General features: G+C 70.5%; 18 protein-coding genes. 9 read left to right on the forward strand and 9 right to left on the reverse strand.

Annotation, left to right across the window (positions count from 1 at the left end; translation table 11 throughout):
- Nucleotides 1–71: 71 nt before the first annotated feature.
- Together ABZ441_RS05160 and greA are read left to right on the forward strand one after the other, a co-directional pair.
- Nucleotides 72–476 carry a DUF4307 domain-containing protein gene (locus ABZ441_RS05160; protein WP_358968562.1) on the forward strand — a complete coding sequence of 135 codons (405 nt, stop codon included), beginning with the start codon at nucleotides 72–74 and terminating at the stop codon, nucleotides 474–476.
- A 191-nt stretch (nucleotides 477–667) separates the two neighbouring features.
- Entirely contained in the window at nucleotides 668–1,165 is a 498-nt protein-coding gene (gene greA, locus ABZ441_RS05165; protein WP_358968564.1) for a transcription elongation factor GreA, read from the forward strand.
- A gap of 64 nt (nucleotides 1,166–1,229) precedes the next feature.
- On the opposite strand, the gene ABZ441_RS05170 is transcribed toward greA, so the two are convergent.
- From ABZ441_RS05170 to ilvA, 3 genes are all read right to left on the reverse strand, one after another.
- Nucleotides 1,230–2,087 (reverse strand): ABC transporter permease, encoded by an 858-nt coding sequence (locus ABZ441_RS05170; protein WP_358968567.1) that lies wholly within the window; start codon nucleotides 2,085–2,087, stop codon nucleotides 1,230–1,232.
- The gene (locus ABZ441_RS05175) at nucleotides 2,084–3,088 is read right to left on the reverse strand and encodes an ATP-binding cassette domain-containing protein (RefSeq protein WP_358968570.1); all 1,005 of its coding nucleotides are present in this window, start codon (nucleotides 3,086–3,088) and stop codon (nucleotides 2,084–2,086) included. The genes ABZ441_RS05170 and ABZ441_RS05175 overlap by 4 nt, the downstream gene beginning before the upstream one ends.
- Nucleotides 3,089–3,239: 151 nt before the next feature.
- Nucleotides 3,240–4,469 (reverse strand): threonine ammonia-lyase, encoded by a 1,230-nt coding sequence (gene ilvA / locus ABZ441_RS05180; protein ID WP_358968572.1) that lies wholly within the window; start codon nucleotides 4,467–4,469, stop codon nucleotides 3,240–3,242.
- Nucleotides 4,470–4,625: 156 nt separating this feature from the next.
- Here ilvA and ABZ441_RS05185 point away from each other — a divergent pair, with 156 nt between their 5' ends.
- Together ABZ441_RS05185 and ABZ441_RS05190 are read left to right on the forward strand one after the other, a co-directional pair.
- Nucleotides 4,626–5,156, forward strand: a complete 531-nt coding sequence (locus tag ABZ441_RS05185) for a MarR family transcriptional regulator (RefSeq protein WP_205018537.1) — start codon at nucleotides 4,626–4,628, stop codon at nucleotides 5,154–5,156.
- Nucleotides 5,157–5,236: 80 nt separating this feature from the next.
- On the forward strand, nucleotides 5,237–5,428 hold the full coding sequence (locus tag ABZ441_RS05190; RefSeq protein WP_205018536.1) for a DUF1059 domain-containing protein: 192 nt from the start codon (nucleotides 5,237–5,239) through the stop codon (nucleotides 5,426–5,428).
- 52 nt (nucleotides 5,429–5,480) lie between these two features.
- Here the strand turns inward: ABZ441_RS05190 and ABZ441_RS05195 are convergent, their stop codons facing one another.
- Entirely contained in the window at nucleotides 5,481–6,626 is a 1,146-nt protein-coding gene (locus ABZ441_RS05195; protein ID WP_358968578.1) for a cystathionine gamma-synthase, read from the reverse strand.
- Nucleotides 6,627–6,704: 78 nt separating this feature from the next.
- On the opposite strand from ABZ441_RS05195, the gene ABZ441_RS05200 reads away from it, so the two are divergent.
- From ABZ441_RS05200 to msrA, 3 genes are all read left to right on the forward strand, one after another.
- Nucleotides 6,705–7,808 (forward strand): hypothetical protein, encoded by a 1,104-nt coding sequence (locus tag ABZ441_RS05200; RefSeq protein WP_358968580.1) that lies wholly within the window; start codon nucleotides 6,705–6,707, stop codon nucleotides 7,806–7,808.
- A 39-nt stretch (nucleotides 7,809–7,847) separates the two neighbouring features.
- Nucleotides 7,848–8,006, forward strand: a complete 159-nt coding sequence (locus ABZ441_RS05205) for a hypothetical protein (RefSeq protein WP_358968582.1) — start codon at nucleotides 7,848–7,850, stop codon at nucleotides 8,004–8,006.
- 103 nt (nucleotides 8,007–8,109) lie between these two features.
- Nucleotides 8,110–8,814, forward strand: coding sequence for a peptide-methionine (S)-S-oxide reductase MsrA (msrA, locus tag ABZ441_RS05210; RefSeq protein ID WP_358968585.1), 705 nt, complete (start codon nucleotides 8,110–8,112; stop codon nucleotides 8,812–8,814).
- Nucleotides 8,815–8,888: 74 nt separating this feature from the next.
- On the opposite strand, the gene ABZ441_RS05215 is transcribed toward msrA, so the two are convergent.
- Nucleotides 8,889–9,635 carry an alpha/beta fold hydrolase gene (locus ABZ441_RS05215; RefSeq protein WP_358968588.1) on the reverse strand — a complete coding sequence of 249 codons (747 nt, stop codon included), beginning with the start codon at nucleotides 9,633–9,635 and terminating at the stop codon, nucleotides 8,889–8,891.
- A gap of 232 nt (nucleotides 9,636–9,867) precedes the next feature.
- Between ABZ441_RS05215 and ABZ441_RS05220 the strand changes: the two genes are divergently transcribed.
- Nucleotides 9,868–10,653, forward strand: coding sequence for a hypothetical protein (locus tag ABZ441_RS05220; RefSeq protein WP_358968591.1), 786 nt, complete (start codon nucleotides 9,868–9,870; stop codon nucleotides 10,651–10,653).
- A 63-nt stretch (nucleotides 10,654–10,716) separates the two neighbouring features.
- Here the strand turns inward: ABZ441_RS05220 and ABZ441_RS05225 are convergent, their stop codons facing one another.
- Both ABZ441_RS05225 and ABZ441_RS05230 read right to left on the reverse strand, forming a co-directional pair.
- Nucleotides 10,717–11,079, reverse strand: coding sequence for a helix-turn-helix transcriptional regulator (locus tag ABZ441_RS05225; RefSeq protein ID WP_358968594.1), 363 nt, complete (start codon nucleotides 11,077–11,079; stop codon nucleotides 10,717–10,719).
- Between the two features lie 141 nt (nucleotides 11,080–11,220).
- The gene (locus ABZ441_RS05230; RefSeq protein ID WP_358968597.1) at nucleotides 11,221–12,129 is read right to left on the reverse strand and encodes an NAD(P)-binding domain-containing protein; all 909 of its coding nucleotides are present in this window, start codon (nucleotides 12,127–12,129) and stop codon (nucleotides 11,221–11,223) included.
- A gap of 83 nt (nucleotides 12,130–12,212) precedes the next feature.
- Here ABZ441_RS05230 and ABZ441_RS05235 point away from each other — a divergent pair, with 83 nt between their 5' ends.
- Nucleotides 12,213–12,596 carry a helix-turn-helix domain-containing protein gene (locus ABZ441_RS05235; protein WP_358968600.1) on the forward strand — a complete coding sequence of 128 codons (384 nt, stop codon included), beginning with the start codon at nucleotides 12,213–12,215 and terminating at the stop codon, nucleotides 12,594–12,596.
- A gap of 122 nt (nucleotides 12,597–12,718) precedes the next feature.
- On the opposite strand, the gene ABZ441_RS05240 is transcribed toward ABZ441_RS05235, so the two are convergent.
- Both ABZ441_RS05240 and ABZ441_RS05245 read right to left on the reverse strand, forming a co-directional pair.
- Nucleotides 12,719–12,979: a type II toxin-antitoxin system RelE/ParE family toxin gene (locus ABZ441_RS05240; RefSeq protein WP_358968602.1), complete on the reverse strand. Its 261-nt coding sequence runs from the start codon at nucleotides 12,977–12,979 to the stop codon at nucleotides 12,719–12,721.
- Nucleotides 12,976–13,236, reverse strand: a complete 261-nt coding sequence (locus tag ABZ441_RS05245) for a type II toxin-antitoxin system Phd/YefM family antitoxin (protein ID WP_358968604.1) — start codon at nucleotides 13,234–13,236, stop codon at nucleotides 12,976–12,978. Before ABZ441_RS05245 ends, ABZ441_RS05240 begins: the two co-directional genes overlap by 4 nt.
- Nucleotides 13,237–13,253: the final 17 nt, after the last annotated feature.

Here is a 13,253-nt window from a genome sequence, read left to right on the forward strand (position 1 = left end):
GTGGTCGGCTTCTATAGTGACTGAACCGGGGGGTGGAAAATTCCTCGGTCCCCGGCACGGGAGGAACGATCATGGCAGCGGTGCGCGAGGCCTTGCCCGAGGGGCGCTACGGCCGGTCGCAGGATCAACGCGCGGACCGCAAGCTGAAGATCATCGGCTCGGTGCTGGGTGTGGCCTTCCTCGCCATGATCGGCTGGTTCGGTTACGACTACGTGGCGGGCCAGGACGTCAGCGCCGAGCTCATCAAGTCCAGGATCGTCTCGGACAGCCGCGCGGAGGCCCACCTCGAGGTCCGTAAGGACCTGGACGCCGACGGGCACTGCACGCTCCGCGCCCTGAGCGAGGACGGCGGGGAGGTCGGGCGGGCGGACTTCCGGTTCGACGGGCGCACCGAGCGGATCGACGAGGTCGTCTCCCTGCGCACCACCTCCAGAGCGACGGCCGTGGAGCTGACGGCGTGCACGTCCGCCGGCTGACGGCACCGAGGGGCGCGCGCCGCCGCTGATGCCCGCGATCCCGGGCCGACCTGCGCCGATGCGCCTGTGACGTTTTACCTTCTCCCCCTTTTCGCGCGGAATTGTTAGGCTCGTGGTTTCGCCCACCCGTGGCAGCGCATGCTTGGGGTAGGGCGTTGCTTTGTATTCCCAGCACCGACGAGGAGCACCCTGTGACCCAGACCAGCGATAACGTCACCTGGCTCACGCCGGAGGCGTACAACCAGCTCAAGGCCGAGCTGGAGTACCTGTCTGGTCCCGCGCGCACGGAGATCTCCGTCAAGATCGCGGCGGCCCGCGAGGAGGGTGACCTCCGCGAGAACGGCGGCTATCACGCGGCCAAGGAGGAGCAGGGCAAGATGGAGCTCCGGGTCCGTCAGCTGACCCAGCTCCTGGAGCACGCGAAGGTCGGCGAGGCACCGGCCGACGACGGCGTGGTCGAGCCCGGCATGGTCGTGACCATCGCCTTCGACGGCGACCCGGACGACACGGTCACCTTCCTGCTCGCCTCCCGTGAGTACGCGAGCACCGACATCGAGACCTACTCCCCCCAGTCCCCGCTCGGCACGGGCGTGAACGGCAAGCGGATGGGCGAGAACGCGGAGTACGAGCTGCCGAACGGCAAGAAGGCCACGGTGAAGATCGTTTCGGCGAAGCCGTATCAGGGCTGACCCCCACAGCACGTGAGGAGCCCCGGCCGCTGGTGCGGCCGGGGTTCCTCCGTATGCGTGGGGGTCAGGCGGTGGCCGAGCGGTATCTGCGGACCGCGAGCGTGCGGAAGACCACGATGATCACGACCGACCAGATCACCGAGGCGAGGATCGGATGCTGCATCGGCCAGGCGTCCGAGGTGACGAAGCCCGGCGGGACATTGCCGAACAGCTCGCGGCAGGCCGCCACGGTGGCACTGAAGGGGTTCCACTCCGCGATGTGACGCAGGACGGTCGGCATCTGGTTGGCGTCCACGAAGGCGTTCGAGATGAACGTCAGCGGGAAGAGCCAGATCAGCCCGCCGGAGGTGGCCGCCTCGGGGGTGCGCACGACGAGGCCGATCAGCGCCCCGATCCAGGAGAACGCGTAGCCGAGCAGGAGCAGCAGCAGGAAGCCGAGCAGCACCTTGCCCATGTTCTCGTGGGTCCGCCATCCGATGATGAGGGCGACACCGGCGAGCACGACGAGGGTCAGCGCGGTCTGCACGAGGTCGGCGAGGGTACGTCCCGTGAGGACGGCGCCCCGGGCCATCGGCAGTGATCTGAAGCGGTCGATCAGCCCCTTGTGCATGTCGTCCGCGATACCCGCTCCCGCACCCGCGGTGGCGAAGGTGACGGTCTGGGCGAAGATCCCGGCCATCAGGAATTCCTTGTAGGCCGTGGACGAGAGGGAGCTGCCCACCTTGATGGAGCCGCCGAACACATAGGTGAACAGCACGACGAACATGATGGGCTGGACGAGGCCGAAGATCACCATCTCGGGAATCCTGGCCATGCGGATGAGGTTGCGCCTGGCGACGACCAGGGAGTCGGCCACCGACCGTCCGATCGCCCCCCGGGACTTGAGGGCTACGGGTTTCGGTGTGTCCGTGACGGCGCTCACTGCACGCCCTCCTTCCGGCCCTGTGCGGCCTCGGTCGATGCGTTCCCGCCGTTCTTCTCCAGCTCGGCGGCGTGGCCGGTGAGCGAGATGAAGACGTCGTCGAGGGTGGGGCGGCGCAGGCCGATGTCGTCGATCTCCACGCCCCGGGTGTCGAGGTCCCGGATGACCTCGGCGAGCAGCTTGGCCCCGCCGGTGACCGGGACGGTCAGCTTGCGGGTGTGCTGGGCGACGGAGATCTCGCCCTTGCCGTACGTGGCGAGCACCGAGCGGGCCGGCTCGATCTGGTCGGGCTGGTGGACGACGACCTCGACGCGCTCCCCGCCCGTGCGGGCCTTGAGCGCGTCTGACGTGCCGCGGGCGATGACCTTGCCGTGGTCGATGACGCAGATGTCGTGGGCGAGGTGGTCGGCCTCCTCCAGGTACTGCGTGGTCAGCAGCAGCGTCGTACCGCCCGCGACGAGCTCCTCGATGACCTCCCACAGCTGCTGCCGGTTGCGCGGGTCGAGCCCGGTGGTGGGCTCGTCCATGAACATCACCGGCGGGGAGACGACGAGCGCCGCCGCCAGGTCGAGGCGGCGGCGCATGCCTCCGGAGTACGTCTTGGCGGTGCGGTCCGCCGCGTCGGCGAGGTTGAACTTCTCCAGGAGCTCCCCGGCCCGCTTCTTCGCGTCGCGCGAGCTCATCTGGTAGAGCTGCCCGACCATCTGCAGGTTCTCGCGGCCCGTGAGGTATTCGTCCACGGCCGCGAACTGGCCGGAGAGGCCGATCGAGCGGCGCACCTCGTCGGGGTTCTTCAGGACGTCGATGCCCGCCACGACGGCCCGCCCGCTGTCCGGCCGGAGCAGGGTGGTCAGGACGCGTACGGCTGTCGTCTTGCCGGCGCCGTTGGGCCCCAGCAGGCCGAGGACGGTGCCTTCGGGCACGTCGAGATCGACGCCGCCCAGTGCTCGTACATCGCCGAAGGTCTTCACCAGGCCTTCGGCGTAGATGGCGCCTGGCATACGGGATTCCCCCTGTGGTCTTCGCGTGCGTTCCTGAGCGGATCGTAGGGTTCCCGGGCCTTCGCGGGCGGGAACACCGGAGTGTTCGGCGATGCACGGTAACGCGATACATCGCGACCCACAACGGGTTTTCGGGGGAGGACGCGGGCGCTCAGGCCCTCACCAGGTAACCCGCCGCACGCAGTGCGGCGGCGACCTCCTCGCAGTGCGCGGGCCCCTTGGTCTCGAGCTGGAGTTCCACCTCCGCCTCGGTGAGACCGAGGCGCGGGTCGGTCCGGACGTGGCTGATGTCGAGCACGTTGGCGTCGGCGACGGACAGGGTGGCGAGCATCGCCGCCAGCGCCCCCGGCCGGTCGCTGAGCCGCAGCCGCAGACTCAGGTAGCGGCCCGCCGCGACCATGCCGTGCGTCAGGACGCGCTGCATCAGCAGGGGGTCCACGTTGCCGCCCGACAGCACGGCGACGACGGGCCCGCGGAACGCCCCCGGATCGCTCAGAAGTGCCGCGACCGGGCTCGCCCCGGCCGGCTCGACGACCATCTTCGCCCGCTCCAGGCACAGCAGCAGCGCGCTGGCGAGCTCGTCCTCGGAGACCGTGCGGACCTCGTCCACCAGCTCCTGGATCAGCGGAAAGGTGAGGTCGCCGGGCCGGCCCACCTTGATCCCGTCGGCCATGGTCTGCACCGAGTCGAGCGCCACCGGGTACCCGGCGGACAGCGAGGGCGGGTAGGCGGCCGCGCCCGCCGCCTGGACGCCGACGATCCTCACGTCGGGCCGCAGTGCCTTCACCGCGACAGCGATCCCCGCGGCGAGACCGCCCCCGCCGACGCCGACGACGATCGTGCGGACCTCGGGGCACTGTTCGAGGATCTCCAGGCCCACGGTGCCCTGCCCCGCGATGATGTCCGGGTGGTCGAAGGGGTGGATGAAGACGGCGCCGGTCCCCTCGGCGTACTCCTGGGCGGCGGCGAGCGTCTCGTCGACGACCTGTCCCTGCAGTCTGACCTCCGCCCCGTACTCCCGGGTCGCCGCGACCTTCGGCAGGGGTGCGCCGACGGGCATGAAGACCGTGGAGCGTACGCCGAGCAGCGAAGACGCGAGTGCGACACCCTGCGCATGGTTTCCGGCACTCGCGGCCACCACCCCGGCCGCCCGTTCGACGGGGCTGAGTCCGGCGATCCGTACGTACGCGCCGCGCAGTTTGAACGAACCGGTGCGCTGGAGGTTCTCGCACTTGAAGTGGACCGGCGCTCCGACGAGGGAGCTGAGGTGGCGGCTGCCCTCCATGCCGGTCGTTCTGGCCACCCCGGACAGCATCTTCTGCGCCCCTCGGACGTCGTCGAGGATCAGCGGAGGGAAGGGGCCTGACGTACGGAAGGTCATGTCAGCAAGTCTTGCAGCTCAAGGCGGTCGGGGCCCTCGCATCTCATGGCGGCCTGCGGTGGTGTCCACAGGTTTGTGCAGCGCTGGTACACGTTGCCCCGTGGCCGCGTACTCTGTCCCCCACTATCCGACACCGCACGAAGAGAGCCCCCGGCCATGCCCCCTCAGGACATGACGACTGCTGCGTCTCCTTCCGGGGGCGCGGCCCCCGGACATCCGGGAACGGACCACCTGCTCGACGCACTCCAGCACCAGGTGGCCGTCTTCGCCCGCCGTGCCGAGCAGACCCGCCTCGGTGGTGTCGGCCAGGTCCGCAACTCGATGGACCGGGCGGCCTACCTGCTGCTCAACCGGCTCGACGTGGAAGGCCCCATGGGCGTCAAGGCCCTGGCCGCGGGGATGGGCATCGACTCGTCGACCGTGACCCGTCAGGTCGCGCCGCTCGTCGACACCGGTCTGGTCAAGCGCACCTCGCACCCGGAGGACGGACGCGCCGTCGTGCTGCAGCTCTCGCCGCGCGGCCAGGCCCGTCTGGAGGAGGTGCGCGCCTCGCGCCGTGAGCTGATGCACCGGGTGACCGACGGGTGGACCGAGGAGGAGCGCGACACCTTCTGCGCCCTGCTGACCCGGTTCAACGGCTCACTGGCGGCCAGGCAGTGGACGGGCCAGCCGACGCAGGAGAGCTGACGGGGTTCGTCCCGGCCTGTACGTCCCGCTGTTCGGATCTACCCTGGAAGGGCGTGCACTCGCTAGTCGAGGAGGCCGTCATGACACGGAAGATCGCCGACTGCCGCAAGTACCCGAGCGTCTCGAACTGCTCACTCACCATTTCCGGTGAGGAGGACGAGGTGGTCCGGGCCGCCGCCGAACACGCGGTCTCGGTCCACGAGCACACGGACAGCCCGGAGATGCGTGAGCAGATCCGGGCCTCGCTGGAGGACGAGAAGGTCGCTGTCTGACCGCGGTGCGCGCCGCCCGGCAGCCGGAATCCGGCCGCCGGGCGGCGGCATGTCAGCCGAGGGCCTGCGTCAGGTCGGCCAGCAGGTCGTCGGCGTTCTCGATGCCCACGGACAGCCGGACGAGGTCGGCCGGCACCTCGAGCGGGGAGCCCGCCGCGGAGGCGTGCGTCATCCGGCCCGGGTGCTCCAGGAGCGACTCGACGCCGCCGAGGGACTCCCCCAGCGTGAAGAGCTTCGCGCGGTTGCAGACCTCGACGGCCGCCTCCTCACCGCCCGTGACCCGGAACGACACCATGCCGCCGAACGCCTTCATCTGCTTGGCGGCGATCTCGTGGCCCGGGTGCTCCGGCAGCCCCGGGTAGAGGACCTGGGTCACCTTCGGGTGCCGCGTCAGCAGGTCGGCGACCTTGGTGGCGTTCTCGTCGTGGCGGTCCATGCGGACCGCGAGGGTCTTGATGCCGCGCAGCACCAGCCATGCGTCGAAGGGCCCGGCCACCGCGCCCATCGCGTTCTGGTGGTACGCCAGTTCCTCGGCCAGCTCCGGGTCGCCGGTGACGAGCGCGCCGCCGACGACGTCCGAGTGGCCGCCCATGTACTTGGTGGTGGAGTGCACCACGACGTCCGCGCCGAGCGCGAGCGGCTGCTGGAGGTAGGGGCTGGCGAAGGTGTTGTCGACGACGAGGCGCGCGCCCGCCTGCCGGGCCACTCCGGCGACGGCCGCGATGTCGGTGATGCCGAGCAGCGGGTTCGACGGCGTCTCCACCCAGATCGCCTTCGTGCGCGGGGTGAGCGCGGCACGCACCGCGTCCACGTCCGAGGTGTCGGCGACCGAGAACTCCACGCCCCAGCGCGAGGCGACCTTCGCGAACAGCCGGAACGTGCCTCCGTAGGCGTCGTTCGGGATGACCACGTGGTCGCCGGGCGTCAGCAGCGTGCGCAGGAGGCAGTCCTCGGCGGCGAGTCCCGACGCGAAGGCGAGCCCGCGGCGTCCGCCCTCCAGTGCCGCCAGGTTCTCCTCCAGCGCGGTGCGGGTGGGATTGGCGCTGCGGCTGTACTCGTAGCCGCCGCGCAGTCCGCCGACGCCGTCCTGCTTGTACGTGGACACCTGGTAGATCGGCGGGACCACGGCGCCGGTGAGGGGATCCGCCGTGTTGCCGGCGTGGATCGCAAGGGTCTCGAAGCTGTGCTGGTCGCTCATGGGGCCCGAGCGTAGTTCGTCGGGAGGGTGTCGGAGGCCACTCGCCGCCCGACTGCCCGTCCGGGGACAATGGACCGCATGGAGATTCTGTGGTTCCTGCTCGCCCTGTGCATGCTCGTGGCCGTCGTGGGGCCGGTCATGGCGCGGCGCCGTGGCGGTATCCGCCAGGTCGCGCCCGGTTCACCGGACGCCGCCGACCCCGACACGTACGGTTTCGCGCGCCAGGAGGAGCTGGACGTCCGGATGCCGGGTCCCGACCAGGACCTGCTCGACGTCCTCGACGTCGTCCAGGGCACCCAGAGCTGGAAGGCCGCCTCCCAGCTGCTCGCGGGCACTCCCAAGGAGAGCGAGGTCCGCTGGCAGCGGGTGCAGGCGTTCGCCGGTGCGGCCTCCCTGGAGCTCGCGCAGCGGCCCGGTGCCGGTGGGGCGTGGCTGAGGACGTGGCGGGCCGAGGCCCCGAAGGACGCCGGTGCGGCGGCGGTGCACGCGGAGTTCCTGGTACAGCAGGCGTGGCGGACCGGCACCGTGGGCACCGACGACTTCCGGATCATCCTGGAGGAGGCCCGTACGGTCTGCGGCGAGGCTGCCCTGCTGGCTCCGGGGGACCCCGTCCCGTACATCGTGGAGCTGGCCGTCGCGCGTGGACTGGGTTACTCCCACGAGGAGTTCGACCAGCTCTGGGCGAAGATCATCGACCGTGCCCCGGCGCACATGGGCGCGCACATCGCGGCCCTGCACTTCTGGTGCGAGAAGTGGCACGGTTCCCGCGAGGCGGCCGAGCGCTTCGCGACGACGGCCGCCGCCCGCGCCCCGCAGGGCTCGCTGCTCGCCGCCCTGCCGCTGTTCGCGGTCTACGAGCATCTGCCCGAGGTCAATCTGGTGCAGGGCTTCTACCGCGGTGTCGTCGTGACGAAGGCGGTCGAGGGTGCGATGTTCGCGGTGCACGCGGCCCGCGCGGACGACCCGGTGCTCGCCCACGTCCGGCACCTGCTGGTCCTCTTCCTCGTCCGCATGGAACGCTGGTCCGAGGCGATGCACCAGCTCGTCCACATCGACGGCCACGTGGGCGCGCTGCCCTGGACCCAGAACCCCGACCCGGCCGCCGAGTACACCGTGTACCGGGCGCTGGCCGTCGCCGGGTACGAGTCGAACGGCGGCACCCCCGCGACACTGCTCCACTGACCCGGCACGCCCGCCCCTTCCGGATTGGACCGGCACACCATGGCACGACTGATTCCGCTGATCCTGATAGCCCTCGCGGTCTGGTTCTGGCTGCGGGCACGCAGGAAGACGGCCGCTTACATGGACTCCTACGAGTCGTCCGCGGGCCGGGACCGTGAGGGTGACGAGCGCCGCGATCCCCCGGCCCCGGCGGCCTGAGCCGCCCCGCGGTCCGAGGCACCCCCGCAGCCGGAGACCTCGGAATCCACGGCGCCCCCGCGGCGTTGTACGGAGCGAACCCCGACCCCGGAGGAGCCCACGCATGTTCCTGACCCACCGCACCCCGCAGCTCCCCACCCCGGAGGAGGCCCTGCGCGGCCGCTCCACCCCCGAATTCACCGTGCCGTCCCGCCACACGGTCCTCGGTAACCCGCTCACCGGCCCGTACCCGGAGGGCTTGGAGGTCGCCGACTTCGCGCTGGGCTGTTTCTGGGGCGCCGAGCGCAAGTTCTGGCAGACCGAGGGTGTCTGGACGACCCTGGTCGGCTACCAGGGCGGTTACACCGAGAACCCTTCGTACGACGAGACCTGCTCGGGCCGGACGGGCCACACGGAGGCGGTCCGCGTCGTCTTCGACCCGCGGGTCGTGAGCTACGCGGAGCTCCTGAAGCTCTTCTGGGAGTCCCACAACCCGACCCAGGGCTTCCGCCAGGGCAACGACGTCGGCACGCAGTACCGCTCGGCGCTCCACACCCACTCCCCCGCGCAGGCGGAGGCGGCGGAGGCCTCCCGTGAGGCGTACCAGCAGGTGCTGACGGCCGCCGGCCTCGGCACGATCACCACGGAGATCCTCCCCGCCGAGGGCCGCACCTTCTGGCCCGCCGAGGGGTACCACCAGCAGTACCTCGACAAGAACCCCGACGGCTACTGCGGCATCGGCGGCACGGGCGCCACGCTGGAGTCCCCCTCCGAGACCAACTGGGGCCGTGCCTGCCCGACGGGCATCGCGCCGGCGCCGGGGGCCTGAGGCTCCGCCGGGCCCGCACGCACGACGCGCCCCGTCCCCGGCACCCTGGGTGCCGGGGACGGGGCGCGTCCGGTTCAGGAGGCGACGAAGCGCGCGATCCGGCCCAGCACGATCGTGTCCGCCAGGTATCCGATGTGGGTCTGGCAGGCCACGTTGTTGTTCGTCGCGCCGCTCAGCCTGGTGCTGGTGTACGGGAGGATGACGCCGTCGCACGCGGAGTACCAGGTGGCGTACTTCGTGTCACCGGGGGTCTCGTCGCCCGAGGTGATCTGCGAGATGAACGAGGAACCCGGGTACATCTGCTGACAGGTCGTGTAGATCAGGCAGGCGGAGGCGAACGTCGTCCCGTGGTTCGCGCCCGCGATCGAGGCGAGGTGGCTGACGCTGGTGTTCCCGCCCAGCACCTTCAGGTAGTACTGGCTGACGAGGCCGCCCATCGAGTGGTTGACGATCGCGACCTTGCTCGCGCCGGTCCGTGACTTCACGTTGTCGACGAAGGACGCGAGGCCCTGCGCGTTGGTGATGTTGTTGCCGTAGGAGTTGTACTCGTACGCGAAGAGCTTGGAGCCGGACCAGCCGTTGAGCTGGAAGACGCTCATGGCGGTGACCCAGTTCGAGGCGTTGCCGGTGTAGCCGTGGACGAAGACGACCGGTGTGCTCGTCGACAGCGGCTGCACGGCGGTGTCGGCCTGCGCCGTCGACGTGGCGGTGGTCGTCGCGGCCGGGGCCGCGCCCGCCGTCGACGCCGGGGAGAACAGGGCGAACGCGACGGTGACGGCGGCGAGGGCGCCGAGAAGCCGGCGGGGTGAACGACGACGCATGGAGCGCTCCTGACGGGGATGCGGGGGTGCGGGTGCCTGACCCGACAAGGTTCGGGCCGTGGGGCGCGGGTGCCATCGGCGAATTCACCGGCGTTCGCGGGCCCTTCGAGTACGTCGGACGGTCGGCGCGGTTTCTTGAGGACGCACGGAGGGACGGGCGGAACCGGAGGTCTCCCTGATCGCTACTCTGTTCCCCCGCCCGGCTGCGGGCGGGGGAAACCAGGGGTGGGACATGCGCAGAGGAATCGCCGCTCTGGCGGTCGTGGGTGCCGTGGGCACCGCGGTCGTCGCGGCACCGGCCGCACACGCGGAGGGCCGGGGTGACATCCGGGTCGTGAAGACCGTCGTGAACGCGGGCGGCAGTGTGATCGTGGGCGTCAAGAACGTGAAGCGGTTCCCGATCGTCATGACGATCAAGGACAACTCGGGGGTGAAGGGCGTGGCGCACGTGTCCGCCTTCAACGCGACGAACGGCCACGGGCCGGTGTCGTACCTCGGCACGTCGTGCAGGAAGAGCAGCTCGACGACGTCCGTGTGCACGGCGACGATGGAGTTCGACCCGTCGTGGATCGACTCCTACGGCAGCGGCAACGAGGGCTGGGACGCCAATTCGGTGGCCGGGACCTGGCAGGTCAACGCCACGGTGCAGGCCAACGACGAGGACTACTGGATCTCCGACCGCATCGCCACGTTCAGGATGAAGCGCGCCGCGACGCTGACGACGGACGCGGCACCGGAGCCGGTGAAGAGGGGCGGCACACTCACCGTCACCGGCAAGCTGTCCCGGGCCAACTGGACAGATCTCAAGTACCACGCGTTCACCAAGCAGGTGGTGAAACTGCAGTACAAGAAGCCCGGCGGTTCGTACCACACGGTCAAGACGGCGACCACGGACAGCAAGGGCCATCTCCGGACGACCGTGAAGGCGTCCGCGTCGGGCAGCTGGCGCTGGGCGTTCCTGGGGACGGCGACGACCATGAAGGTCGTCTCGACCGGTGACGCGGTCACGGTGAAGTAGCCCGTCCGGAGCGGACGGCCGGTGGGCCGGGCTCCGGCCCGCCGGTCGCGCACGGACGTGGGATCAGGCGGCCAGCCGGACCGCTCCCCTCGGCATCCGGGCCGAGGACGTACGGGAGGGCCCGCTCCGCCGGGTGAGCTCGCCCTGGGCCAGGGAGAGCACGTCGGCCAGTCCCAGCCCGAGCGAACGGGCGGCCGCCGCCAGCACCTCGGACGACGCCTCCTTGCGCCCGCGTTCGATCTCGGAGAGATACGGGACGGAGATGCGCGCGGCTTCCGCCACGTCCTTGAGCGTCCGCCGCTGGCCGGCGCGTTCGCGGCGCAGGACGTCACCCACGACGTCCCGCCAGAGGGGCTCCCTGTCCGTCGCCGCGGGAACGGGGCGCAGGGGGATCACGCGGGCACGGTCCGGTGTGTCGCTGCTCATCGTCCGAGCCTAGGAGCGGTGCGCCCGGCGCGGGAGAGGTTCGCCCTCCGCGCCGGGCGTATCTGCTGTCGGCAGAACGGTCTTTCCCCCGCGGGACCCGAGGTCACGGGACCCGAGGTCACGGTCCCGTACCGCGTCCGGTCAGCACGGTGCCCGGATGCCGTCGATGATCCGCGTCCAGTTGTCGCCGCCGTGTCCGTCCTCGATCGCGCGCCGGTAGTGGGCCTGCACCGCCCGTGGGAGCGCGAGGTCCAGCCCGAGCGAGGTGCTGGCCTCGACGATGTGGTCGGACGTCGCCCCCATCATGGTGACCGTGCTGAGGTCGCCGGGATGTTCTCCGGCGTCCAGCGCGGCGCCGGGGCTCTCCTCGCCCGCCCGCAGGATGTCGCCGGTCGAATCGGCCATGGAGAGCAGTTCGGGGAGCGCCTCCTCGGCCTTCATCCCGGCGGCGCCCAGCATGGCGGTGGCGTGCATCAGGCCGGACAAGGTGGTCAGGAACACGGCGAGTTGGGCTTGGTACATCAGCTGGGCGAGGCCCGGGTCCTCGCCCAGGTATCTGGGTGTGCCGAGCAGCGCGAGGGTGTCCCTGCGGGCCCGCATCACCACTTCGGGGCCGCTGTAGTAGACGTGGGCGGCCTCGGTGCCGACCATGGGCGCGGGGACCATGACGCCTCCGGTGAGGAAGGCGGCGCCGTGGCCCGCCGCCCAGGCCGCCGCCTCGCGTGTGCGCTCGGGGGTGTCGGAGCTCAGGTTGACGAGGGTCCGCCCGGCGAGCGACGCGGTGGCGCCTTCGAGGACGTCGTACATCGCCGGGTAGTCGGTGAGGCTGAGGAGCACGAGGTCGCTCGCTCCCACCGCCTCCGCGGGTGTCGCCGCGAGTGCCGCCCCGTCTCCGACAACTCCGTCCGCCCGGCCGGCGGTGCGGTTCCAGACGGTGACCGGGTGGCCTGCGGTGAGGAGCGTGCGGGTCATCGCCCGGCCCATCGGGCCGAGTCCGATCACGGTGACGCCGCTGTTCTGTCCGGTGGTGAGGTTCTGTTGTCCGTTCACCCCTCCATGCTCGGCGTGCGTCACTATTCTCGGAAGTACCCACTATTTACTGCGGTACTTACCTTTGAGTAAGGGGACGACGGATGGCCAAGGCTCCGAGAAGCGGGCCCTACATCTGTGGCATCGACGCCGCGCTCGACGTGGTGAGCGGCAAGTGGAAGGGACTGATCCTCTGGGAACTCGACGCCCATGGGGTACGCCGCTTCGGTGAGCTGCGCCGCGGTCTTCCGGGAGTGAGCGAGAAGATGCTCACGCAGCACCTCCGTGAGATGGAGGAGGACGGCCTCGTGCACCGGAAGGTGTACGCCGAAGTGCCGCCGCGCGTGGAGTACTCCCTCACCGAGCACGGCCACACCCTCAACCAGGCCCTCGGGCCGCTCGGCGTCTGGGGGTCCGAGCGGACGCGTCGGGAGGGGCTGGAGGCCGTCGACACCGTACGGGCCGACAAGGCTCCGGCGTCCGCGTGACGTCCCTGAGCGGCGCGCCTGACGAGGCGCCGACGAGCGGGGAGGCCGGACGATGACGACCGGTGCCGTGGGGCTGTTCGCCGCTCCCCGTGCGAGGGCGCGCGGGAACCGCCCGCGAGCCGTCAGAGCCTGCGGTACACGTCGCTCCGTTGGACGACGAGGACGACCAGAACCTCGTCCCGCACCTCGTACACCACCCGGTAGTCTCCCGCACGCACCCGGTACAGACCGTCATGCACTGTCAGCCTCTTCACGTCCGCGTCCTCACGCCACGGGTCGTCTCCGAGGGGCGTGATGGCCGTCAGAATACGGAGGGCGTCCTGCCGGTCGATGGAACGGAGCTGGCGCTGTGCGTGAGCGGTGAAACGAAAGGCGTACTTCACGCGGCCGGGGCCCCGCCCTCGAACAGGTCCGCGAGAAGTTCAGCCATGCCGACGGTCGGTTCCTGTCGGTGCGCCTCGGCCTCACGTGCAGCCATCTCGTCCGCTGCGGCATCCAGCGCGTCGAGTACCTCTATGGGCACGAGTGCGGCCACCCGCCTGCCGTTGCGGGTCACGACCGTGGTCTGCCCGGCCTCGGCCCTGTCGATGACCTCGGCCAGGTGAGTGCGGACCTCGCGTACGGTCACGGTGTCAGCCATGAAAAAAGTGTACACAG

The organism is Streptomyces sp. NPDC005752, assembly GCF_040630715.1.
Classification (GTDB): domain Bacteria; phylum Actinomycetota; class Actinomycetes; order Streptomycetales; family Streptomycetaceae; genus Streptomyces.

Excerpts from the sequence above, each read along its gene's own strand:
- ABZ441_RS05160 (WP_358968562.1), top strand. The coding sequence starts at position 72 with ATGGCAGCGGTGCGCGAGGCCTTGCCCGAGGGGCGCTACGGCCGGTCG.
- ABZ441_RS05195 (WP_358968578.1), bottom strand. The coding sequence starts at position 6,626 with ATGAGCGACCAGCACAGCTTCGAGACCCTTGCGATCCACGCCGGCAAC.
- ABZ441_RS05215 (WP_358968588.1), bottom strand. The coding sequence starts at position 9,635 with ATGCGTCGTCGTTCACCCCGCCGGCTTCTCGGCGCCCTCGCCGCCGTC.
- msrA (WP_358968585.1), top strand. The coding sequence starts at position 8,110 with ATGTTCCTGACCCACCGCACCCCGCAGCTCCCCACCCCGGAGGAGGCC.
- ilvA (WP_358968572.1), bottom strand. The coding sequence starts at position 4,469 with ATGACCTTCCGTACGTCAGGCCCCTTCCCTCCGCTGATCCTCGACGAC.
- ABZ441_RS05175 (WP_358968570.1), bottom strand. The coding sequence starts at position 3,088 with ATGCCAGGCGCCATCTACGCCGAAGGCCTGGTGAAGACCTTCGGCGAT.
- ABZ441_RS05235 (WP_358968600.1), top strand. The coding sequence starts at position 12,213 with ATGGCCAAGGCTCCGAGAAGCGGGCCCTACATCTGTGGCATCGACGCC.
- ABZ441_RS05200 (WP_358968580.1), top strand. The coding sequence starts at position 6,705 with ATGGAGATTCTGTGGTTCCTGCTCGCCCTGTGCATGCTCGTGGCCGTC.
- ABZ441_RS05205 (WP_358968582.1), top strand. The coding sequence starts at position 7,848 with ATGGCACGACTGATTCCGCTGATCCTGATAGCCCTCGCGGTCTGGTTC.
- ABZ441_RS05220 (WP_358968591.1), top strand. The coding sequence starts at position 9,868 with ATGCGCAGAGGAATCGCCGCTCTGGCGGTCGTGGGTGCCGTGGGCACC.
- ABZ441_RS05225 (WP_358968594.1), bottom strand. The coding sequence starts at position 11,079 with ATGAGCAGCGACACACCGGACCGTGCCCGCGTGATCCCCCTGCGCCCC.
- ABZ441_RS05190 (WP_205018536.1), top strand. The coding sequence starts at position 5,237 with ATGACACGGAAGATCGCCGACTGCCGCAAGTACCCGAGCGTCTCGAAC.
- ABZ441_RS05185 (WP_205018537.1), top strand. The coding sequence starts at position 4,626 with ATGCCCCCTCAGGACATGACGACTGCTGCGTCTCCTTCCGGGGGCGCG.
- ABZ441_RS05245 (WP_358968604.1), bottom strand. The coding sequence starts at position 13,236 with ATGGCTGACACCGTGACCGTACGCGAGGTCCGCACTCACCTGGCCGAG.